Genomic DNA, 23,721 nt, shown 5'->3' on the forward strand with positions numbered 1-23,721 from the left:
AAATAGAAAGAGAGCGAACTGAACAGGTCAATTCGCTCTCAAATCTACCGAAATATGGGCTTTTTCCGCTATATTTAGCTGAGTGTTGAGGACTTTGAGGTGTAGGTATCATCAATTTACTTATGTTTTCGTAAACGACCCGACTCGCGGATATGGGATATTTATTGAAAACATGCTCTCCGAGGCAGGGAAAATTAAATAGCAGGAATCATATATAAAAGAGTACGGTGCTATGTTACGCAAAAAACACGGCGAAGAAACAGCTATAAGGTCGGCTTATGGAATTTTTATTGAAAATATGTTAGCTAAGCTACAAAAAGCCCAATAATCCCCTGCTTATATTTGTACAGGCAGGGAATACAAGAAATGCACCGTTTTTCAATAAAAAGTTGAAAACGGTGCATTTTGTTTTGAGAAAAGCCCGGTGTAAATTTACATATCTGTGTTCTTCCGAATAATGAAATTAAAAAGTGGAGAATCTTACAGAATCACTCTGTAAATTGGTATTTCCTTCGGTATGCCCGTGGGGTTATGCCGTAGGCTCCCTTGAATACACGAATAAAATAATTGGTGTCAGGAATACCGACCTCATATGCGACATGCGATATCGGAGCTGTGGTGGTCTCAAGCTTTCTGGCGGCTAACTCCAGCCGTTCTTTTTTTATATGCTCCATTATACCTGTGCCAAATTCGCTCACCGATATCTTATAAAGCTTGGAACGTGATATAAAAAATTTGTGGCAGAGAAGCTCCGATGAAAGCTCTTCGGAAAGGTGGGCATTTATATAGTCCCGAAGCTGTGCGGCAAGAATGTCGGGCATTTGTTTAATTATTTCGCTTGTATAAAGGTAACCTGCGCACATTGACATTATCTCAAGTGCCGACGAGAGATATTCGGGTGTTGCACGCTTTATTGCCGCAAGTTTATCAAGGAAATTTGTTTTGTCAAAGCCGAAATCCTCGGCGGCTTGAACAGCCCAATCATATGCTGCTTTTTCGTCCTCGCCGCAAAGCACCTGCCCGAAAAGCAAATATCCGATGATAACACCGTTGGCGATTATAGGCGCGATGGCTTCGGTTATGTGCATATGGCATTTGTAGATGTACGGACGGCGTGTGGCATCACACACATCAAATCCCGTATTGTCGCAGCCAAGGCAACGCTTTTTAAGCGCCGGGGCGCAACGCACAACAGTGCAGTATGGCTCGAATGTTTCCGGATATGTGGTGATAATACGTCGTTCGCTGTCATACATAACGATCTTGATGCCTGTAACGTTGTAAAAATGTTCGAGAGCTTTGTTAAGCTCGTTTTTTGATACCGAAAGCATTGCTCCACCTCCGAATTTATTGTAACACACATCAAGCTGTTAGTCAATATGTAAACACAAAAATGCTATTTTATAAAGCGTTTGTGTCTTTTACTTCGGATAATACATGTGATACAATAAGGGCAAGTAAATTATTATGGAGGTAGTTGTTATGACCAATATCAGAAAACTTCTCACTGAAGGCGAAGGAGTGCTTCGTCTTGCACCCACATGGGTACCACGTTCATTCTGCCGTCCCGCAAAGCGACTGAAGCTCCATCCCGACGATTACTACGCACTCGGTGCGGCTCGCGGCGGCATTGACGAGCGCTGGTTCGCGTCCACAACTCACGCGGATAACGGTCCCGATACTCCCGCGGATGAAGGACTTTCCTACATCGTTTCAAAAGACGGAAATGAGCGCATTCTCCTTCGTGATGCCGTATCCGAGCTTAAAGGCAAGATCATCGGCGATGAGCTTTGGAACAAGTACGGCAAATGGCCCATGTTCTCGAAGTTTTTCGACAACCTGGGACCGCTTCCGCATCACATCCATCACCGTGACGGACACGCGGCAAGAGTCGGTGAGGCAGGCAAACCCGAAATGTACTTCTTCCCCTCGCAGATGAACAATTACGAGGGTGAGTTCGGCTACACCTTCTTCGGTCTGCGCCCCGAAACCACCAAGGAAAAATTAAAGGAAGCGCTGATGAATTTTACCAAGGGCGACAATCACATTCTCGACCTTTCGCAGGCATATAAGATAACCCTTGACACAGGCTGGGACGTTCCTCCGGGAGTTCTTCATGCGCCCGCCAGCCTTTGTACCTACGAGCCCCAGTTTGCAAGCGATGTTTATGCTATGTATCAGTCGGTACTTTACGGCGGACACACGGTTTCCGAGGAGCTTTTGTGGAAAAATTGTCCTCCGGAGGAGCGCGGCAATTTCGATTACCTTGTAGATGTGGTGGATTTTGAGAAGAATACCGACCCGTATTTTTCCAAGAATCGCTTCATGAAACCCCGCGTTATTACCGATAATGCCGACTACACCGAGGAATGGATATGCTACAAATGCGAGGTAGCATCAGCAAAAAGACTTACAGTGCATCCGGGCAAGACCGCAGTAATAAAGGATGCGGCGGCATACGGATTTATTCTTGTCGAAGGTCGCGGAAGATTTGGTAATTGGGATATCGAAACTCCCACACTCATCCGCTACGGCGAGCTTACGAATGACGAGTTCTTCGTTACCGAGAAGGCGGCAAAGGAAGGTATTACAATCACCAACACCTCCGATACCGAGCCCCTTGTGATGCTTAAGCATTTTGCGGAAAACCCCGAACTTTGTATAGATGAAGCCTAAAATAAATTCGGGCAAATTTTTGTGGTTTATATTTCACCATGCAAAAGGTTTTAATGCGTAAACCACCCACAATTTCTAAGAAAGGGAGCTTTTGATTTGCAAAAGTAAATACTGAATTATGTGGTATAAAAACTGTTACAGACGCAATCTCGTTGATATGCATATCGAGGATTGGGACGAAAGATTTCTTAGTCAGTTCGATCCCGAAGATTACGTCAGAAATCTGAAAACCGCTCATATTCAAGCGGCAATGCTGTATTTCCACTCTCACGCAGGACACTGCTACTTCCCCACAAAGGTGGGTCATATGCACTCCGCGTTCAAGGGACGCGAGGATATGATGAAGCGGGTAGTTGATCTCTGTCATGCCGAGGGCATCAAGGTCATCGGTTACTACAGCCTTATCTTCAACACATACGAGGAGGATAATCACCCGGAATGGCGTATGATCCAGCACCATAGCGGCAAGTCCATCCATGAGGAAGGAAGCAGGTATGGTCTTTGCTGTCCTAACAACCCTGAGTATTTAGAGTTCGTCAAAGCACAAATAAAGGAAATGGCGGAATATTTCACAGTTGACGGAATGTTCTACGATATGCTGTTTTATTCTTATGTATGCGACTGCGATGCCTGCCGTGCGAAATACAAGGAACAATCCGGCAAGGAGCTGCCAAACGGCCAGGTTCCGGCATTGGATTGGAATTCACCCGTGTGGATGGAATTTCATCGTATGCGTGTCAGATGGATGGGCGAATTTGCCCACACTATCACCGAATACACCAAAGAATTAATGCCCGGCGTAACGGTAGAGCATAACTGCGCAGCTGCTATTTCAATGCCTGCAGCCAACTGCAACACCGAGCTTGTGGTACAGGAATGTGACTACGTCGGCGGTGATTTGTCCGGTGATAATTACTATCACTCATTTGCGGCGAAATATTACTATACCGCCACCCCAAATCAGCCGTTTGAGTATATGGTCAGCAGATGCGATAAATCTCTTAAGGCTCACACAAATTCCAAGGCAGTAGAGCAGCTTATCCACGAAACACTGTTGCCCACCGCTCATCACGGAGCTTCCTTAATCATCGATGCGATAGATCCCGTAGGTACGCTGAACAAAAAAGGTTTTGAGCTTGTGGGACGTGTGTTTGAGCACCAGATGCCTTACGAAAAATATTTTTCGGGTGATCTTTTGGCTGAGGTCGGTGTATATTACAGCGAGCGTGGAAACTACAATAAGTTGGATCAGGATTTCGATCCAAAGTCGGCATCGGTCAACATTATGCGCAATCTTATTGAGTCAAACGTGCCTGCAGGCGTTGTTACAAATCACACAACACACAAACTTGACGGCTATAAGGCAGTGCTTGCTCCGTGTATCACCGAAATATCGGACAAAAACCGTGAGCATCTGAAGGCCTTTGTCGAAAACGGCGGTGTGCTCTATATTTCTGGTGCGCAGGACGAAGAGCTTCTTGAAATGCTTCTTGGCGCAAAGCTTAAGGGCTATACCGAGCATAACTTCACATATCTGGCACCTACCAATGCAGGAAAGGCATACTTCGGCGATTTTGACGAAAAGTATCCGTTCCCCATCCAAGCAAGGCTGCCAATACTCGAGGTTTCGGACGTTGAGGTACTTGCCACGGTAACACTTCCGTTTACAAACCCCAATGAGCGCAGATTTGCGTCCATCCATTCAAACCCTCCGGGTATCGCTACCGATATGCCCGGTTTAATCCGCAAAAAGCTGGGTAAAGGTACAGTTGTTTGGTCTGCGGCAGTAATTGAATGTGATGACCGCCGTGCTCACAGACGTCTGCTTCGTAATTTACTTGACGGCGCTATCGGATATGAAACATTGACAGTTCGTTCCGATGCACCGCGTCAGGTAGAGCTTGTAACCTTCAAACGTGAAAACGATATACTCATAAGCACCATTGACCTTATGTGTACCGATGAGCTGCTTCCCGTACGCAGTTTCGGTATTGATGTACGTTGTGACAAGCCTCGTCGTGTGGTAAAGCTTGGCGGCAAGGATTCTGTCGATACCGAGATACCCTTCGAATACCGCGAGGGTAGAGTGTACTTTAAGGTGGACGAGCTTGTTATGTTTGATATGTTTATGATCGAATTTTGATGTATCAGTATTGACAAGTCGATTTAACCATGCTATTTTAAGTGTAAAAAAACGCTGAAAATATCCCCCCGTTTCACTGATGTGACCCCAAAAAGTTAGACTTTTAATAGTGTAGTAGTTTTATGACTGCTACACTATTTTTGTATACCGAAAATCCTTTTCACACGAAAAAAGCACTTGCTTTCGCAAGTGCTTTTCTGAGCTGCGGGAGAAGGATTTGAACCCTCACAAACAGAGTCAGAGTCTGTCGTGCTGCCATTACACAATCCCGCAATGTTTTCGACTTGATTATTATATCACAATCAAGTCGGTTTGTCAATAGTTTTTTTGAAAAAAATGTGTGTTTTTGAAAATTATTTTCGTATACCCGCAATTCTTTCCAGATGCTCCATTGTTTTGGCATCCGGCTCGGCAAGATGTCCGAACGGAAAAACGATATTCATTTTATCGTACTTTACCTGACAAATCTTTCTAAAAGGCAAAAGCTCGATTTTGTCAACGCATTTATGAGCGTCGGCAATTTTTTTCAGCCTCAGAATATTTTCTTCATTATCCGTAACGGTAGGAATAACAACCTGCCTGAGTGTGGTGGGAATGGAGCTTTGCTCAAGGTAAGTGAGAAAATCCAGCACCCTATGCATTTCACAGCCCGTGTTGTTGCGGTACAAATCACCGTCTGTATATTTTATATCCAGAAGTACACGATCGCATACATCAAGAAGCGATTTTATTTTGTCGTCCAGCACGCTTCCTGCCGTATCAATACAGGTGTTCACACCTGCCTCACGGCACAGCAAAAACAGCTCACGTGCAAACTGTGCCTGCAGAAGCGGTTCTCCGCCCGACAGTGTGATACCGCCTTTTTTTCCGAAGTAAACACGGAAATTCAGCATTTTTTCGAAAATTTCCTGCGGAGTATATTCATCTCCGCCATCATGAGACCAGGTGTCGGGGTTATGACAGCATTTACAACGCATATCACAGCCCTGCATAAACACTACATATCTTACTCCCGGTCCGTCCAGAGTTCCCAGGCTCTGAATGGAATGAACCTTACCCTTTATCATATGCTTTCGTGGAAGGTACGGCTGATAACCTCACGTTGCTGCTCGCGTGAGAGCTTGTTGAAGTTAACAGCGTAGCCCGAAACACGGATGGTAAGATTCGGGTAAAGCTCAGGCTCCTCATACGCTTTCATGAGTGTTTCACGATTAAGAACGTTTACGTTTATGTGGTGCGCCTTTTTTGCAAAATATCCGTCCAGAATGGAAACAAGATTTTCTATGCGCTCTTCCTCAGTTCTGCCCAATGCCTGGGGAGTAACCGAGAAGGTGTTGGAAATTCCGTCACGGCAGTCGTCATAGCTGATTTTGGCAATAGAGTTAAGTGACGCAAGTGCACCGTTTTCCTCGCGGTTGTGCATGGGATTTGCACCGGGTGCAAATGGTGCGCCCGCCTTACGTCCGTCGGGAGTAGCACCTGTATTCTTGCCGTACATAACGTTAGAGGTAATGGTGAGTACGGAAAGAGTGTGTATCGCACTGCGATAGGTGCCTGTTTTTCGAAGCTCGGTAATGACCTTGTGCGCCATATCCTTGGCAATAACGTCAACGCGGTCGTCATCGTTTCCGTACTTGGGGAAGCTTCCGTTTGTTTCAAAATCAACAATGAAGCCGTTTTCGTCCTTTACGGGATGAACATTGGCAAACTTAATTGCACTCAAAGAGTCGGCAACCACAGAAAGTCCCGCAATTCCGAACGCCATGAAGCGCTCCACATCGGTATCATGAAGTGCCATCTGGGTTCTTTCGTAGGCGTATTTATCATGCATGAAGTGTATAACATTCATTGTGTTTACATAAAGGTGGCTGAGCCATGCAATATATATGTCAAAGCGCTCCATAACAGCGGAGTATTCAAGCTTTTCCACATCCATTACCGGCATCTGAGGTCCTATATGCATATTGCTGGTGGTGTCATAACCGCCGTTAATGGCGATAAGAAGCAGCTTTGCAAGGTTGCAACGCGCACCGAAGAACTGCATCTGCTTACCCAGCTTCATTGCAGAAACACAGCATGCAATGGCATAATCATCGCCGTAAATGGGGCGCATTAAGTCATCGTTCTCGTACTGGATGGAGTCGGTATCGGCAGAAACCTTGGCGCAGTAATTCTTAAAGCCCTCGGGCAGCTGAGTAGACCACAGAATTGTAAGGTTAGGCTCGGGAGAGGAGCCGAGAGTATAAAGAGTGTGAAGCATACGGAAGCAGTTCTTGGTTACAAGGGTTCTGCCGTCCTCGCCCATACCACCCACTGCCTCGGTTATCCACATGGGGTCGCCGCCGAACAGCTCGTTATACTCGGGCGTTCTGAGATGACGCGCAATACGCAGCTTGAGAACGAAATCGTCCATAAGCTCCTGTGCTCCCTCTTCGGTGAGAGTGCCGTTTTCAATATCGCGCTCTATATAAATGTCAAAGAATGTGCTTACTCTGCCCAGAGACATGGCGGCGCCGTTCTGTTCCTTGATTGCCGCAAGATATGCGAAATATGTCCACTGGATAGCCTCGCGTGCATTCTTTGCAGGCTCGCTTATGTCGTAGCCGTACATCGCCGCCATTTCCTTCATGAGACCCAGGAAGGAAATCTGCTTGTAAAGCTCTTCATCCAGTCTTATTTTAACACTGTCAAATGAGCCGTCGGAAAGCTTGCTCTTATCTTTCTTTTTCTCCTCAATAAGACGGTCAACACCGTAAAGTGCAACACGGCGGTAGTCGCCTATGATACGTCCTCTGCCGTAAGCATCGGGAAGACCTGTTATTACATGGCACTTACGCGCCTGACGCATTTCATCCGTATATGCACGGAAAACGCCCTCATTATGAGTTGTACGGTAACGGAATTCCTCCTCTACCTTACTGCTCAGCTTATAGCCGTATGCCTCGCACGCCTGACGTACCATTCTCATACCGCCGAATGGGTTGACACCTCTTTTGAGAGGGCGGTTGGTCTGCATACCTACAATAAGCTCGTTTTCTTTGTCTATATATCCGGGGGAATAGCTGGTAAGAGAGGATACGGTAGCAGTATCTATATCCAGAACTCCGCCGTACTGACGTTCAAGTGTGAAAAGAGACTCCACCTTTTTGCGAATGCCCTCGGTACGAGGTGTAGCATTTGCCAAAAAGCCGTGGTCGCCTTTATATTCTTTATAGTTAAGCTGAATGAAGTCGCGTACATTAATTTCATCCTGCCAAACGCCTTTTTTAAATCCGTCCCAATTCTTATGTTCCATAGCCGTTCCTCCTGTATTTCTATTATTCGCGGGCACTTCAATAATGTGCTGTATATCCGACAGACCGCCCGAAACTCACTTAAAATCCGATGATATAACATTATACTACAAATATTGTATTTTGTCAATCGCAGATGTGAAAAAATTAACACACTTTTCATGTCATTTTTAGTGTATATCAGCGGAACAATTCCTATCCGTTTTCGTCCTATAATAAAAAGAGAGCTTGAGGTGTAAAATATGAAAAAGAAGATAAAGAATACTCTGTTGTATACCTTTCTTTTTGCGCTGATACTGTTTATGCTGGGTGCGGCAGTAAATATATTCATGATGGCATGGGCACAGAAATATATTATCACCCACAATAATCTTGACGCCTTGCCCGAAGATTTCACGCCCGACTGCATACTGGTTCTCGGAGCAAAGGTTATCGACGACAACACCATGAGTAAAATCCTTTCTGACCGTGTGGATGCGGGGCTTATGGTTTATGAGCATTATTCCGGAAATGTGCCCCTGCTTCTCAGCGGAGGAGACAAACCGGGGCAGAACGAAATAAACGCCATGTCGGTATATGCGTTTGCCAAAGGCGCAAAGGAAGATTTGGTACTCACCGACGGCAAAGGGGTGAATACCCGTGCCTCGATGGCAAGAGCAAAAGAAATTTTCAACGCAAAGAAAATGATTGTGGTCACACAGGATTTCCACATGGCGCGTTCCTTGTTCCTCGCCCGGAGTATGGGGCTTGAAGCTTACGGTGTAACCTCCGATTTCCGCATGTATTACCCGAGAAATTACATACGCGAGTACTTTGCGAGAATAAAGGATATGCTGCTTGTAATGTCAGGAAACATTTAAAAAAGCTCAGTGCCGGCTTAACGTCGGCACTGAGCTTTTTGTTTTATGCTCTTGTTACAAGCACCTCAAAATCGCCCTCAAGAATAAATTCACCACATCCTTTGGGTGCGAGAATGCTTGAATATTTTTCAATGCTGTGAGTATATTCACCGTATTTTATTTTTCCGATGCCATCCAGTACAAGTATATGTGTCATTTCCCTGCCGTCAAAGCCGGCAGCACCCTTTAAGCTGTGCTTTTCGGTAGTAAAGAAGTCACACTTTGCAATAACCGGGGCAGTGCACTCGTATGTACTCACCGCATTCGGCTTGGTGCAGGCAAGAGCGTCCTCAATGTGAAGCTGACGCTTGTTTCCGTCCTTATCCACACGGTCGTAATCATACAGACGGTAGGTAGTATCGGAATTCTGCTGAATTTCAGCGATAAGTATACCGGCACCGATAGCGTGCACCATTCCTGCGGGAATAAAATAGCACTCCCCTGCCTTTACGTCCACATAGTTAAGAACATCAGCCGTCTTGCCGTCCTTTACCGCTTTGGCAAGCGCCTCGCTGTCCGCACCTTTTTTCAGTCCGTAAACAAGCTGAGCACCCGGCTGCGCTTCAACAATATACCACATTTCGGTCTTTCCGTAAGGCTCGCCTTTTTTATGTGCGTATTCATCATCGGGATGAACCTGCACAGAAAGAGGTGTATTGGCATCGATAAGCTTTATGAGCAGAGGAAAATTTTCCGATGCGTCGCGGTATTCCTCTATTTCGCCCAGCGTTTTTCCCGCATAAGGCTCATTCACCGCCTGAGAGTTGTCGTTGGGACGCACGGAAAGCATCCATGCCTCCGACACGGAATAATCCACTCCGTAATATTCGGAGAGCTTTTTACCCGCCCACACAGCAGTTTTGAAAATGGGTTTTGTTACAATAGGAAACATATTTTCATCATCCTTTACAAATTTGACTTGAATTTTGGCGTATAATGTATTATAATATCAAATAAATATTATTTTTAAGGAAATTATTATGGCTCTGAAACATAAAAACAAAACTAAAAAGAAGCTTACCATTGCCGCCATAGCCTCGGTCATACTTATTCCGATGCTGGTGCTTTTGTTTGTTATAATTAATTTTCATCCCGGAAAAATCAGTGCGGACAATATTGTTGCCATCACGGTAACCTCTCCGGAAAACAAGAACTTTACATATTACGATATTGAATCCTTCAAACTGTACGCGGACATTTTTGAAAAATCGGCAGTTATTGAAACACCTGCACACGAAATGTCCAGCTACAAGGTGTTCAGACTGGATATAGACCGCAAAAGCGATGATATATCCTGTGAAATACTTCTGACCGATTCACCCGATGATTGTCTCTTGCGCATTGCAACACAAAAGCAGACGGTTTACAAAAATATTCTGCCCGAATATGCCTCAATTCTCCTGACAGACGAAAACTATTCCACGGCATACACATACTATATGCCGCCAACAGCCGAAATTACGGTATCGGGCAAAACAGAAAACATCGCTCCCTTTGAAATGAGCTGGAATTACCGCAAATGCGACGGCAATTTCCGTTCATCGGATGTAATGCACTTCACTTCCGCAAAAATACCGCTTTACGATTATTCGCCCGACGGCAGTACAGTAGAAATTGAGTTTGAGCTTGTTCCGGATGCAGTGTCGGTGCAGATATTTGACGGTGCCGACTCGGTTTACAGCGGAAAATACGGCTCGGAGGAATATAAAAGCTTCACCTACAACAGAAAAACCAAACTGGAATACATCTTCACTGCCGAATGGTATGAAAGCTCCTCGGCAAGATATCACGGAAAAGCAATCTACAAGGCAGATGTGAACTACATTCTTACACCGGTAGGTCTTGCCTCTTCCACAAGGCTTGAAAACGGCGAATTTACCGTACTGAGTATATATAACACCGCCCGTGACGAACAGCTTACACTTGAAAACGGAACCGCCGAATTTTACGAAAACGACGGTGTGAAGCTGATGTACTGTTCCGACTCAAATAAAGATACGCAACAGCAGATAACACTAACCGTCACCGACCAAAGCGGAAACAAAATAACCCAGTTTGTCCAGACAGAGCCTGTAAAAAGCACTCTCGCCTTTGAGCTTCACGAAAGTATTCCCGACCAGCTTTATACAGCTGATTACGCCACCCCCTCGCCCTCGCTGAAAAAGGTACTTGAAGCCGTTTCGGTAAGCGACGGAAAAATGTGGAACGAAAAATTCGAGCAGCCTGTTGAATACACCGATGCGCTCATAAGCTTCGGCACTCCTTTAACAAAAAACGGAGAAAACACAGGTTATTCCTGCTTCATACTTGCAAAATCCGACACACAGGACGTAAAAAGCATGGGTAACGGCAAAGCAGTGTTTGCGGGTGAACTGGGAGACTACGGTAAAACAATAATCATCGACCACGGAATAGGTATTTTCACTTTCTATTCAAATCTCGACAGTCTCTGTGTTTCTTCGGGCGATTTCGTCAGCAAATCGGACGTTATAGCAAAACTCAACATTCAGTCGGGAGCGGCGTTGCAGTACGGAGTACTTGCAGGCGGACGCTTTGTTGACCCGCAAAAGCTCAATACATGTCTGGAAGCCGCAGGTTTAGTGTAAATTATACCACTTTTTCAAAATATTTTCAAGAGGTAATGTAAATGAAAATCGCACGATATACATATAATGGTGAGACACATACCGGTATTATACGAGACGGCATGATATACCGTCTGACGGGAGACATATACAGCGATGATTTTTCTGCTGTTTCCGACGGCATACCGATGGACTGCGTTAAGCTTGAAATTCCCAGTGTACCTACAAAAATAGTAGCCGTGGGCAAAAATTACAGCGAGCACATAAAGGAAATGGGCGGTCCCGTACCCGAAACGCCCATACTTTTCATAAAACCCTCCTCAAGTCTGACGGCTCATGAGGGTGATATTGTTTTTCCCGAAGCCTCCCAAAGAGTTGACCATGAGGCGGAGCTTTGCTTTATAGTCAAAAAGACGGCAAAAAAAGTAAAAAAAGAGAACTGGAAGGAGTACATACTGGGTTACTCCTGCCTTAACGACGTCACCGCCCGCGACATTCAGAAAAAGGACGGGCAGTGGACACGCGCAAAGGGATATGACACCTTTGCACCCTTCGGCCCCTGGATGGAAACCGAAATCGACCCCAACAATGTTACCGTCACCGCAAGAGTAAACGGCGAGGTGCGTCAGTGCGCTTCCACAAGTCTTTTCCTTTACAACATAGGTGAGCTTTTGGAATTTATCACTGACGGCATGACGCTTTTTGCGGGCGATGTTGTTACAACAGGTACTCCCTCGGGCATATCTGCCATGCAAAAGGGTGATGTGGTAGAGGTAGAGGTAGAGGGTATAGGAATTCTCAGAAACTACTGCAAATAATTCTTTACGGCTTTAACAAAAACTGCAAGACTCAAATGAGTCTTGCAGTTTTTTATTATCCGTTTTGCATTGCATCAAGCACCGGTGAGGGTACAAAGCCTGAAACATCCTTGTGATAGTAGTAGAGCTCTTTAACCATCGAGGATGACACCGCAACATTTTCGGCACGGAAGTATACATATTCAAGTGCGGGATTTATCAGTTTGTTAATTTCCGCAATGTTTTCCTCGTAGTTGTAGTCAAGATTGTTTCTCAATCCGCGTATCATGTAATCGATTTTATTAAATCGGGTATATTCGGCAACAAGACCGTCATGAACAATAACCTTGCAGTTGGTTATGTTTCTGTCTGAAAGCGTCTTTTCAATAGCGGTTTTCATTTTTTCACTGCTGTACGCCCTTTTTTTATTGGCGTTTGTTCCGATAAGTATATGAACCTCGTCAAACAGCTTTGCTCCCTTGAGAACAATATCCAGATGTCCGTTGGTAAACGGGTCAAAGGAGCCGGGATATATGGCAATATTACTCATATAATTCACCCTTTCATTTTAAAAGCTCCAGCGCCATTGCGATGGCATTGGAAGCGGCAAGATGTCGGATATATTCCCTTTCATCACCCGTGCCTCTGCCAAGTTCAAAACGGCGCACGATCTCTTTATTTTTTGTAACGGCGGCTATATAAACGGTTCCCACGGGCTTGTCGGGTGTTGCGCCTCCCGGTCCCGCAATACCTGTTGTGGAAACGGCAATATCCGCATCCGCAAGCTTTAACACACCTTTGGCCATTTGCAGTGCAACCTGCTCGGACACAGCTCCGTATTTATCAAGGTCGCTTTCATTTACTCCCAAAACCTTATGCTTTATGGCGTTGGCATAGGAGCATATTCCGCAATCAAACACAGCTGATGAGCCCGAAATCTCGGTAATGCGCTTGGAAATAAGTCCGCCGGTACAGCTTTCGGCAGTAGCTATCTTCATTCCCTTTTGGGTCAGCTTTTCAACCAGAACCTCCTGCAGACTGTCCACATCCATGCCGTATATATTATCGCCCAGTGTGTCATATATTTCTTTTATCATGGGCTTCATAATTTCTTCGGCAGCAAGAGGGGTTTGGGCACGCGCCGTAACTCTCAGAAGTACCTCTCCGTCCTTTGCGTAAGGGGCAAGGGTGGGATTTGTGCTTTTGGTCATAAGCTCATAAAGCATATCCTCTATTCTCGACTCGCCCACACCGAAAACACGGATGCTGTGTGACATTATAGCCGCGTCCTCAAACATGGGCTCGGACATAAGATAAGGAATGACCTGATTTTCAAACATGGGCTCCAGCTCTCTGGGAGGACCGGGAAGCATTATTATATATTTTCCGTTATTTTCAACGCATATTCCGGGAGCGGTACCGTTGTCGTTCTGAAAAACCACAGCACCCTCGGGCACCACTGCCTGCTTGACGTTATTGTCCGTCATGACACGTCCGCGCTTTTTAAAAAACGCTTTCATGCGCTCCAGTGCCTCTTCGTCCGTTACGGTGTCACAGCCCAGAAAATCGCACACAGTCTCTTTTGTCATATCATCATAGGTGGGGCCCAGACCGCCGGAGGTTATTATAATTTCCGCACGGCTGTAAGCTTGCTCCAAAAGCTCTCTGAAGCGCTGATGGTTGTCACCCACAACACTGCGGTGATACTGTGAAATTCCTATTTGCGCCAGCCTTTGTGAAATAAAGGGTGCGTTTGTATTTACAATGTCGCCCAGCAAAAGCTCTGTACCGACACAAATTATTTCCGCTGTAAGATTCATGGTATCATCTCCTTAGATGTTTCCGTACCGGGTACGGTGCGGGAAAGTTCAAATCAAATTCCCGGTAATAACGTAATATATGTTCAGCGTTATTATAGCATAAAAATCCCAATAATGCAATAATATTTCCGTATTTTATTGCATTGCGGCTGTTTTGGGTGTATAATATACCTGATTATAAAATGTGAGGTGATACAGTGCCCGATGCCTCTTTTCTCATAAAACCAGCATCTTCTCTTTGCAACATGAAATGCAAATACTGTTTTTACACCGACGAGGCGGATAACCGTACCGTGCGTTCACACGGCATAATGGATGAAAAATGCACCCGTCAGCTGGTAAAACGTGCCTATGAATACGCCGAGGGCAGCTGCAGCTTTGTTTTTCAGGGCGGTGAGCCTACTCTGGCAGGAATTAAATACTTTGAAAGCTTTGTATCGCTTTGCAGGGAATTCAACACAAAAAATGTAAAAACGTCCTTTTCGTTGCAGACCAACGGATATGACATCACTACGGAAATGGCGCGTTTCTTTCACGACAACGGTTTTCTTATCGGTCTGTCGTTGGACGGATATGACGAAATACACAATTTCATGCGGTGCGACAGCTACAAAAGGGTAATGGATACCGCAAGAATGTTTGATAAAGCAGGTGTTGAGTACAATATACTTTCGGTAGTCAACAACTATTCTGCCCGCCACGGAGCTAAAATATATAACTTTTTCAAGAAAAACGGATTTAAGTATCTTCAATTCATCGCACAGGTGGACCCTTTTTCGAATACATATGATTTTTCACTCACACCCAAAAGGTATGCGGTATTTCTGAAAACCGTTTTTGATTTGTACTATTCGGATTTTATGTCCGGAAACTACATAAGCATACGGAATTTTGACAATTACGTGCGGATTATGGCAGGTATACCGGCAGAATGTTGCGGTATGATGGGCAGATGCAGCTGTAATTTCACGGTGGAAAGCGACGGAAGTGTTTACCCCTGCGACTTTTACGCATTGGACGAATGGAAACTCGGAAATATATTTGACTGTTCGTTTGAGCAAATGAAAAATTCCGACACTTCACAACGTTTTGTGCAAAGTTCATTGTACATTAATGAAAAATGCCGTGAGTGCAGACATTTTAATATATGTATGGGGGGATGCCGACGTCTTCGTGAGCCTTTTTATGACGGCAAACCCTCGCTTAACAGGTTTTGCAAAAGCTATGAGGAATTCTTTGATTATTCCCGTGACAGGCTGAAAGAGATGGCAAAAATTTGTTTTAAATAATTTTTAAAACTATTGACTTTAAACCCAAATAAGTGTAGAATGGTTATGTATAAAATCCTTTACAGGAGGCAGTATGAAATATTCTCATTCGGAAATACCTCAGCTCAACTGTGTCTTTTCCCCGGAAAAACTTAAAATGCCGGATGTGGATTTTTATCCTGCCTTTGCATGGTCCTGGACAAGTCCCGTGGAAAAGAACGAAATAATGCGTCAGCTGGACTATATGTTCGAAAACAACATAAAAACAGTATATATTCTGCCCCAGCCCAAGGATTTCCGTCCGAAAACCAGTCCCACAAATCTGGAGCCGGATTATCTTACCAAAGAGTATTTTGAAATATACCGCTTTGCTATGGAATACGCGGCAAAATTGGGAATGCAGTTATGGCTGTATGATGAAGGAGGATGGCCCTCGGGCAGTGCAAACCACCGTGTGGTGGCACAGTGCCCGCGTCTGCGCAATGCGCATCTTGAAAAGCGTACCGCCGCTTCCCCCTATGTTGCAGGTGAAAACGCCGTTGCGGCATTCTGCGGCGGAAACAGAATCTCCGAGGGCTTTGCTTCGGAAAGCAAAATAACGGAGTATTTTTATACCTGCAGTCCATGGGAGCCGGAGCTTCCCAACCTTTGTATGGAGGAAAGTACCTCCGTTTTTATAAATCTGACCCACGAGCAGTACAAAAAATACATGTCCGACATGTTTGGCAGACAAATGAAGGTGGCGTTCACCGACGAACCTGCCATAAGCCATGTAGGATGGTTTGAAGGAATCGAAAAGTGCTTTGAAAAAAAGTACGGATACAGCCTCATCGACTATCTTCCTTTTTTGCTTGATTTTGATGATGCGCCCGAGGATGCACTCAGGGCACGACAGGATTACAGAGACCTTCTGGGAGAAAGGTTTTTCCAAAGTTACTTTATGCCCATACGCGACTGGTACAGAAAAAACGGACTTCTTTCCGCAGGTCATCTCGGCGGAGAGGACGAGACGAAAAACTGCATCAAGCACGGATTTATCAGTGTTCTCAGACAGCTTCGCGGGCTTGATATCCCCGGTATAGACACCATCTGGCGTCAGATATTCCCCGGGAAAGACAATCACTTTTTCCCACGATTTGCTTCTTCTGCCGCAAATCAGATAGGCTCCCCTTATGCCGTATCCGAGTCGTTTTCAATTTACAGCCACGGTATTACCTTTGAACAGATGCGGTATGTAATGAACTATCAGATGGTACGCGGTATAAACCTTATAAACATAATGCTTTTGAATTACGAAAATGACGGTGTGCGGCGTGTAAAGGGCGGTCCGTCCTTCAACCCTCTGATGCCTCACTGGAAGCATCTGAGCCGCTTCAACATGTACACGGCGCGCATGTCATACCTTATGTGTATAGGAAAACCGGTTATCGACTGCGCACTTTATATGCCAATGAACGATTTCTGGGCGGGCGGTGACGGCATGGAGCCTGCATTTGAAAGCTTTGACAGCACAGGGCACGAGCTTGAAAAGCATCATATACCTTTTGACTGTATTGATGATGATTTTCTTGAGACCTGTGTTGTAAACGGCGGTTCTCTTTCGACAGGAAGTGCGTGCTACACAGCAGTGGTAATACCGACCTGCAAAAGAATGCCGCAAAAATCCGTACATGTTCTTGAAAATTTCAAAAAGAACGGCGGAACGGTAATTTATTCGCATGAAATAGATTCATTGTCCCCCATCTGCCATATAAATAACGAGAAAATAATGGTGCACAAAAGAATATCTGACAGTTGTGCACTGTACCTCGTAACCAATGAAGACACAAAAAGCCATACTTTTGATATAGAATTCGGCGAAAAGGGAAATATATATATTCTCAATGCTTCCGACGGTAACATTTACAGAGCCGACGGCACTGAAAATGTGACGCTTGCTTCCGGCGAAAGCAAGGTTTACATGATTACGGAGGGCGATATTGCCTCAAGCCGGCCGAGCAAAAAAGGTGAAATGCTTGCTGTAATCGGTAACTTCAAAATGCGTCCGATATACCGTTTTCTCATGGGAACAACCCATTTTGAAGCGGAATATCCCGATACGCCCTTCACCGATTGTACACCGGGAAACTGGTGCGACAGGCTGGGGCAAAGCTTTTCGGGAGTTGTGCAGTACCGTATGCATTTTGATCTTGACGAAATCCCCGAAAACGGAGTAATCATAGATATGGGCAGTGTCAAGCATTCCTGTGAGGTAAGGCTGAACGGCCACAATTTGGGGATATGCTGTGCCGCTCCGTATGTATTTACAGCCGGCAAAGCCGTTCTGCACCATCACAATGAAATAGTCGCCGAGGTTGCAAACACCCCGGGAAATGAGTTCCGCGAAAGCCGTATTTATGAAACCGTGCCTGCGAATATCATAGGGCCGTATCGCCGCATTGTAGCACAGTTTGAAGGCGACACCATGGAAAGCGGACTTACAACTCATGTAACAGTATATAAAGCACTAACCTAATCAATCCTTACGAAAGGAGCACATAATGAAAGTACTGATTTTAAGCATTACCGCAGGTGAGGGTCATAACTCTACCGCAAAAGCAATAAAGGCACAATTTGACTCGATGCCCAATACGGAGTGTCGTATCCTGGACACTTATGAATACCTCAACAAGCTTCTTGCCGTAACCATATCCGAGGGTTACCTTTTGTCCACCAGCATGGTGCCGAAACCCTATTCAAAGTTTTACAGACTTGCCGAAAAACGCACAAAAACCGGCGAAGATATGTCCGCAATGCGTCTTTCCCACAATGTAATGGCGAAAAAGCTGAAAAAATACACTGATGTATATAAGCCCGACGTGGTGATATGCACTCACATTTTTGCCGCCGCCATTGTGGACGTTATGAAGGTTAAATACAAATCGGAATTCACCGCAGTGGGTATAGTCACCGACTTCAAATTTCATCCCTTCTGGGAAGAGGGCATCCACCTTGATTATATAGTAACCGCAAACGAGCTGATGAACATTCAGGCATTTAAAAAAGGATACAAAAAGTCTCAGATACTTCCTTTCGGTATACCCATAAAGCCTCAGTTTGCACAGCGCGAAAACCAACAAGCCGTGCGCCGAAGATACGGTCTTGATCCGGGTAAATTCACCTTGCTTCTCATGAGCGGAAGCATGGGCTACGGAAATATCGAAAAAACGGTAAAACAGCTTGATGAAATAAAAGTGGATTTCCAGACAATCGTTGTATGCGGAAACAACAAGCAGGCAAAAGAAGCCCTTGATGAAATGGAATTCACAAAAAGCTTCACAATTCTCGGGTATGTCGATTATGTTGACAAATTGATGGATGCCGCCGACTGCATAATAACAAAGCCCGGCGGACTTACAAGCTCGGAGGCACTGGCAAAGGGACTTCCAATGATAGTGGTCAACCCCATCCCCGGCCAGGAGGACAGAAACACCGAATTCCTTTTAAACAACGGCGTGGCAATGTATGTCACCGACACCTGCCCGCTGGACGAGGTAATATATCAGTTCTTCTATTTCCGCGACAAAATCGCCAACATGAAAAAGAATATTGCCCTTATCGGTAAGCCGAATTCCACAAAGACAATTTGTGAATTTCTTTACAACAACTATAATAAAAATTAAATAAAGGACAGGTAAAAAATTATGAGTATGCAAGTTATCCAGAACGATCTTCTCAAGGTTGAAATCAACGACATCGGCGGCGAATTGACTTCCATCGTTGACAAAAAAAGCGGAAGGGAATTTATGTTTGACGGCGACCCCGCATGGTGGACAGGAATTTCCCCCATACTGTTCCCTGTTGTAGGACGCTTCTACAAGGAGACCTACACCGACAAGGGCACAACCTACAAGCTTCCTCTTCACGGATTTGTACGCAAGAACCCCATCGAGCTTGTTTCCTGCGACGGCACAACTCTTGTTCAGCGCAGAGTCGCAAGCGACGAAACTCTTGCAATGTATCCCTACAACTTTGAATTCTACCTCACACACACCCTCAGAGATAAATCCATCGACGTTACCTACACCGTAATCAACAAGGGCGATGTTGATATGCCCTTCCAGGTAGGTGCGCACCCCGGTTTCAAGGCAAAGCTGGGCGACAAGCTCATTCTCAAGAGCAGATTCAAGGATATTTACTTCCAGAACCTCAAGGACGGTCTTTGCGACACTCCCAAGTACCCCATAGCAAATGAAACCGTTGTAACAAAAGAGCTTTTTGACAATGATGTTCTTATTTTTGATAACGCACAGCTTTACTCCGCTGCTCTGGCAGACGAAAAGGGCGAGTATGTTGAAGTTTCCTTCACAGGCTTCCCCGCTTGCGGCATATGGGCAAAAGCAGGCGCCCCCTATGTATGTCTTGAGCCTTGGTTCGGTTCTGACGACGTTCCCGGCACCGACAACGAATTTGCACACAGACGCAACATGAACATTCTCTCCCCCGGCAATACCTTCACCGCAACCTACACCATCAATATAAAAGCGTAAGTAACATAATCGGAATATACAAATCACCTGTCCGGAAAATCCGGACAGGTGATTTTGTTATCTTGCGCAGCTGCAATTCTCATTCATTATGTCTATCACACGTTTTTTTGAAAAACCGCATGCAACTCCCGAAAACTCCACCGTGAGAGTACCCTTGCCCTCAAGGTCAAAAACAACCTCATGCGCCTGGCGCACGAAGGGTACGTCCTTTCCGTTATATAAAATCCGACTGACAGGCTTATTGAAGTAAAGCCGTGCATCCTTTACGGCGTAATCGGTTTCGAGAATCATGCTTTTTTGCTCTGTTTTTGCTGAGTTTATACGGATATTTGCATCCAGCAGTACAACAGAGTTCTTTTGGGTCACGGCAAAAAGCCGAGAGGAATGGGGCGGCAGATTTATTCCGAAGGTGGACAATTCATATTGACTGCCGTTCCAGACATCGGTGAGAACATATTCGCCGTCGCTCAGCTTCAGGTCATTGTATGTGAAGGTATAGCTTCTTTCTTCGTCCGAAATATTGAAAATGCCCACAGTTCTCAAAGGTAAAGCGGAATTATCGCATTGGGTTGAAAAATGCGGTGTATCAAAATACATTATTTCCGGAACGGTGTATTTGTTTGAACGGTAATTGAAGTTTACAAAATGCACATCCTGACCGTTATTGGGATTGCAGACAGCTTTTTTCAGTACGGCAAGACGTTTTTTGTCGGTTGCCTCACTAAGCTTACCCGCTATCTCCACCATAGAATGGGTCACAAGGCAGTAGTTTATGCAGAACATTGCCTCGTTTTCGTTAAGTCCCGGGAACATTCCTATGGAATCACTGTTGGGAATAATTATATCACCCATGTGGTTTGCAACATTGGCAACGCCCCACAGATAATTGGGCTTGATATGCTCCCAATTACCCGAGCCGATGTCGGTTCCGTAGCGATGGTTGGATACATATTCACCCAAAAACGGATTTCCCTGAGCAAGGTCGCAGGCAATTTCAAGATAACCGTCCTTCGGCAAAGCTTTTCGCAGTGTGCTCAACCACCACCGACGGTACTGACCGCCCGATTTATCCTTATTTCTGTAAAGGCCGTGCTTATCCTCAAAGGCATAGCTCCAGAAATCCAGCTTTACACCCTCAAAGCCGTACTGTCTGAGCATGACATCCACTGCTTTTTCCATATATTCACGTACCTGCGGCAGGCTCACATCCAGAGGATGCATGGAACGCACACGGTAGCTGTAATCAATGAACCATTCGGGATGCTCCTTGAAAATCCTTGTTTTATTATGGCATAAAAGCCCTATCCACAAGGCGGGACGAAGCCCTATTTCGCGTATTTTGTCCGACAGATATCGCAGCCCGTTGGGAAATTTTTCGCAGCATAGACCGTTTTCGCCCTCATAAAGCATTGAAATTCCGTCGTTTGTGTTCACATCACTTGAGCTTGAAATATTAGTGTAGCCGTCATCAAGCTGAATCCACTTTACCGTGGGGAAATTATCTTTGATAAATTTCGCTTCATTTATGATAAGCTGTTCATTTACGTCCTTGAAAATGCCGTCATTCCAGCTCCCCCACACAAGTGATGTGCGGTTTGGATTTTCGCCCGTTCGAGGCAGTCTTTGACGCAACACCCTTATGTATGGTCTGAACATTTTCTCTATATCGTCCGCCTCGTCGGTAACACCCAGATACCATTCGTCAACAACGCTTACGCCGGGCTGAATTTCAAGACAATCCGTATTTCTGAAAGAGGAAAATACCTCCAGCTTTATTTTGCCGTCAACGTGCAAAACGTTATAGCTATGGTAAAACACCTGCTGACTAAGAGTGCCGTGAATAACACCGTTTTTGGTGTTATAGTTGCTCAGAAGTATTGCAGGAAAAGACATATACGGACTTGAACCGATGCGTCCGCCGATGATGTCGGGGTCTGCCCAGCGACGGGTGGCGCATATATCAAAATCGGAATTGTCTTCTCCGACAGTGTTTCGGTCAAAATCAACGGGAAAGGTCATCGCTTCGTACACACGGGGATTTTCGTTATGGTAAAAATAGTCGTCACGCGGATTTTCGCCAAAGGTGATACCCTCGATATCCAGTGTCAGTTCCTTTAACTCAAGTGTCTTATCCGAAATATTTTTGAACTCGCGCCGACATATTATTTCGCCTTCACCCCATATGAATGAAAGTGTATCGGTATAGTCTGCACATACCGCGCTTATTTTATCGCAGGCGGAAACATACAGTATATTTTCATGCTCATTTCCCGAAACAACCCCGGGGGTCAATCCGATATTTCCGTTCTTCAAAAGCTCGGTTATTTTTTTCATAGCTTTCTCACTTTCTGATTGCACGTTCATTTTCCAGATATTCAACATATTCCTCAAGGCACATGCCCATACGGGTTATCTGCATTGCATGGTAGCGTCCGACATAGCGGAAGTGCCACGGCTCGTACATGATACCGGTTATATCGGTCTTATCCTCGGGATAACGCAGGATAAAACCGAAATACTGCGCGTTTTCCTCCAGCCATTTTGCCGCGGGCGTACCTGCAAATTTAAGAGAAGCTGTGGAAAGAGTGTGTATATCGGCGGTAAGACCCGACTGATGCTCGCTGGCTCCGGGGGGATTTACCGATTCCTTCGCCTTTTCCTCGGCATATTCATCACCATATTCTTCACGCATCAACTCAACCTCGTTATCAAACAGCCAGGATTGGGTCTGATAGCTTCTGTACGCACTTGTAACCCAAAGATTGTCAAAACCGTACTCACGGGCTTCCATAAGCATGGCATCAGCCGCCATCTGGGCATTAAGGCTCATTTGCTGTTTTGCGCGGTCCGGCTTGGTGTATTTAACGTCGCGAAGCTCATGAGGAACAAAATCCTCTGACAGAAGGTTGTTCACGTTCACAAGGAAAAGATAATCATCGTGGTTTTCGGGGTTCATATACTGCTCGTATCTTGAAAGATCGGATCTGAATTTTATGGGCTCATCGGTAAAGTAGTCGCTTTCATTAATAAACGGAGTCTCCGCGGCAGGCTTATTTACAAATGAAACGGGCTCAAGGCCGTTCTTTCTGACAGAGTACTCGCCGTCCTCGCCGGTGACGGTCACACCAAGAAGCTGATTCTCGAAAAAGTCCAGCGGGATATACAATTCACCGTCGCGTATAACATTTACGGCGCCAAGCGTTATATCCGTTCCGTTCACATTCACCTTATCGGAATCTATCATAAAGGTCGCCCACTCGCCAACCTCATTAAGATTTATTGTAATGCTGATAAGCGGGTCGCCTGCGGGGGTAATATCTGCGCCCAGCATTTCAAACGCCGAAACAGGAACATACGCCGAACGTTCACTGCGGGCAATATCCTTTATGGGAGATATGTCCACCTCGTTTTCAACAAGCTTTATTTCGCCTGTTTTTTCGTTCACCTTTTCGCTGTGAACAATGACATGAGCATCTGCGGGCTGAGGGTCTCTGTGACGGCAGCTGACTGCAAGAAGCAGTATCAGAGCGCTGAAAATCATCATAAGAGCATAAAATATCACAAAGAAAAATGTACCGCCCACAAGCTTTCTCAGTCTGGCAATTCTTCTCTTTTTTACCATGCGGCGCAATGCGGCACGGTTTTTGGCGGAGGAGGCGGTGCGGGATTGTTTATTATTCATGGCCGTGTCCTTTTCTTTATTTTTTCGTA

The 23,721-nt window shown here is 45.4% G+C and carries 17 protein-coding genes, 1 tRNA gene and 1 pseudogene; 10 read left to right on the forward strand and 9 right to left on the reverse strand.

The window, feature by feature from the left end; translation table 11 throughout:
- Positions 1-118: 118 nt before the first annotated feature.
- A pseudogene (locus E7588_08540) lies at positions 119-202 on the forward strand (hypothetical protein).
- A gap of 286 nt (positions 203-488) precedes the next feature.
- Here E7588_08540 and E7588_08545 read toward each other — a convergent pair.
- Positions 489-1,331 (reverse strand): helix-turn-helix domain-containing protein, encoded by an 843-nt coding sequence (locus tag E7588_08545; protein ID MBE6689302.1) that lies wholly within the window; start codon positions 1,329-1,331, stop codon positions 489-491.
- A 151-nt stretch (positions 1,332-1,482) separates the two neighbouring features.
- Here E7588_08545 and E7588_08550 point away from each other — a divergent pair, with 151 nt between their 5' ends.
- Both E7588_08550 and E7588_08555 read left to right on the forward strand, forming a co-directional pair.
- Complete coding sequence (locus E7588_08550) at positions 1,483-2,676, forward strand: hypothetical protein (protein ID MBE6689303.1); 1,194 nt, start codon at positions 1,483-1,485, stop codon at positions 2,674-2,676.
- Positions 2,677-2,794: 118 nt separating this feature from the next.
- Positions 2,795-4,819 carry a hypothetical protein gene (locus E7588_08555; GenBank protein MBE6689304.1) on the forward strand — a complete coding sequence of 675 codons (2,025 nt, stop codon included), beginning with the start codon at positions 2,795-2,797 and terminating at the stop codon, positions 4,817-4,819.
- Between the two features lie 202 nt (positions 4,820-5,021).
- On the opposite strand, the gene E7588_08560 is transcribed toward E7588_08555, so the two are convergent.
- From E7588_08560 to pflB, 3 genes are all read right to left on the reverse strand, one after another.
- Positions 5,022-5,092: transfer RNA gene (locus E7588_08560), tRNA-Gln, on the reverse strand.
- Positions 5,093-5,172: 80 nt separating this feature from the next.
- Entirely contained in the window at positions 5,173-5,886 is a 714-nt protein-coding gene (gene pflA, locus E7588_08565; protein ID MBE6689305.1) for a pyruvate formate lyase-activating protein, read from the reverse strand.
- Positions 5,883-8,114 (reverse strand): formate C-acetyltransferase, encoded by a 2,232-nt coding sequence (pflB, locus tag E7588_08570; GenBank protein MBE6689306.1) that lies wholly within the window; start codon positions 8,112-8,114, stop codon positions 5,883-5,885. The genes pflA and pflB overlap by 4 nt, the downstream gene beginning before the upstream one ends.
- A 240-nt stretch (positions 8,115-8,354) precedes the next feature.
- Between pflB and E7588_08575 the strand changes: the two genes are divergently transcribed.
- Positions 8,355-8,972, forward strand: a complete 618-nt coding sequence (locus E7588_08575) for a YdcF family protein (protein MBE6689307.1) — start codon at positions 8,355-8,357, stop codon at positions 8,970-8,972.
- Between the two features lie 43 nt (positions 8,973-9,015).
- Here the strand turns inward: E7588_08575 and E7588_08580 are convergent, their stop codons facing one another.
- Positions 9,016-9,903 (reverse strand): mannose-6-phosphate isomerase, encoded by an 888-nt coding sequence (locus E7588_08580; GenBank protein ID MBE6689308.1) that lies wholly within the window; start codon positions 9,901-9,903, stop codon positions 9,016-9,018.
- Between the two features lie 547 nt (positions 9,904-10,450).
- On the opposite strand from E7588_08580, the gene E7588_08585 reads away from it, so the two are divergent.
- Together E7588_08585 and E7588_08590 are read left to right on the forward strand one after the other, a co-directional pair.
- Entirely contained in the window at positions 10,451-11,617 is a 1,167-nt protein-coding gene (locus E7588_08585) for a M23 family metallopeptidase (GenBank protein ID MBE6689309.1), read from the forward strand.
- A 41-nt stretch (positions 11,618-11,658) separates the two neighbouring features.
- The gene (locus tag E7588_08590; GenBank protein ID MBE6689310.1) at positions 11,659-12,414 is read left to right on the forward strand and encodes a fumarylacetoacetate hydrolase family protein; all 756 of its coding nucleotides are present in this window, start codon (positions 11,659-11,661) and stop codon (positions 12,412-12,414) included.
- 55 nt (positions 12,415-12,469) lie between these two features.
- Here the strand turns inward: E7588_08590 and coaD are convergent, their stop codons facing one another.
- Both coaD and E7588_08600 read right to left on the reverse strand, forming a co-directional pair.
- On the reverse strand, positions 12,470-12,943 hold the full coding sequence (gene coaD, locus E7588_08595; protein MBE6689311.1) for a pantetheine-phosphate adenylyltransferase: 474 nt from the start codon (positions 12,941-12,943) through the stop codon (positions 12,470-12,472).
- A gap of 13 nt (positions 12,944-12,956) precedes the next feature.
- Positions 12,957-14,213 (reverse strand): competence/damage-inducible protein A, encoded by a 1,257-nt coding sequence (locus E7588_08600; protein MBE6689312.1) that lies wholly within the window; start codon positions 14,211-14,213, stop codon positions 12,957-12,959.
- A 197-nt stretch (positions 14,214-14,410) separates the two neighbouring features.
- Here E7588_08600 and E7588_08605 point away from each other — a divergent pair, with 197 nt between their 5' ends.
- The 4 genes from E7588_08605 (at position 14,411) to E7588_08620 (ending at position 20,010) form a co-directional block, all read left to right on the forward strand.
- A complete protein-coding gene (locus E7588_08605; GenBank protein ID MBE6689313.1) occupies positions 14,411-15,502 on the forward strand; it encodes an SPASM domain-containing protein in 1,092 nt (363 codons plus the stop codon).
- A gap of 73 nt (positions 15,503-15,575) precedes the next feature.
- Positions 15,576-17,996, forward strand: a complete 2,421-nt coding sequence (locus tag E7588_08610) for a hypothetical protein (GenBank protein ID MBE6689314.1) — start codon at positions 15,576-15,578, stop codon at positions 17,994-17,996.
- 25 nt (positions 17,997-18,021) lie between these two features.
- Positions 18,022-19,143 (forward strand): glycosyltransferase, encoded by a 1,122-nt coding sequence (locus E7588_08615; GenBank protein ID MBE6689315.1) that lies wholly within the window; start codon positions 18,022-18,024, stop codon positions 19,141-19,143.
- A gap of 21 nt (positions 19,144-19,164) precedes the next feature.
- A complete protein-coding gene (locus tag E7588_08620; GenBank protein ID MBE6689316.1) occupies positions 19,165-20,010 on the forward strand; it encodes an aldose 1-epimerase family protein in 846 nt (281 codons plus the stop codon).
- A gap of 57 nt (positions 20,011-20,067) precedes the next feature.
- Here E7588_08620 and E7588_08625 read toward each other — a convergent pair whose 3' ends face one another.
- Positions 20,068-22,392 (reverse strand): hypothetical protein, encoded by a 2,325-nt coding sequence (locus tag E7588_08625; protein ID MBE6689317.1) that lies wholly within the window; start codon positions 22,390-22,392, stop codon positions 20,068-20,070.
- Positions 22,352-23,692, reverse strand: a complete 1,341-nt coding sequence (locus E7588_08630; protein MBE6689318.1) for a hypothetical protein — start codon at positions 23,690-23,692, stop codon at positions 22,352-22,354. Before E7588_08630 ends, E7588_08625 begins: the two co-directional genes overlap by 41 nt.
- Between the last annotated feature and the right edge of the window lie 29 nt (positions 23,693-23,721).

This window comes from Oscillospiraceae bacterium, assembly GCA_015065085.1.
Taxonomy (GTDB): domain Bacteria; phylum Bacillota; class Clostridia; order Oscillospirales; family SIG627; genus SIG627.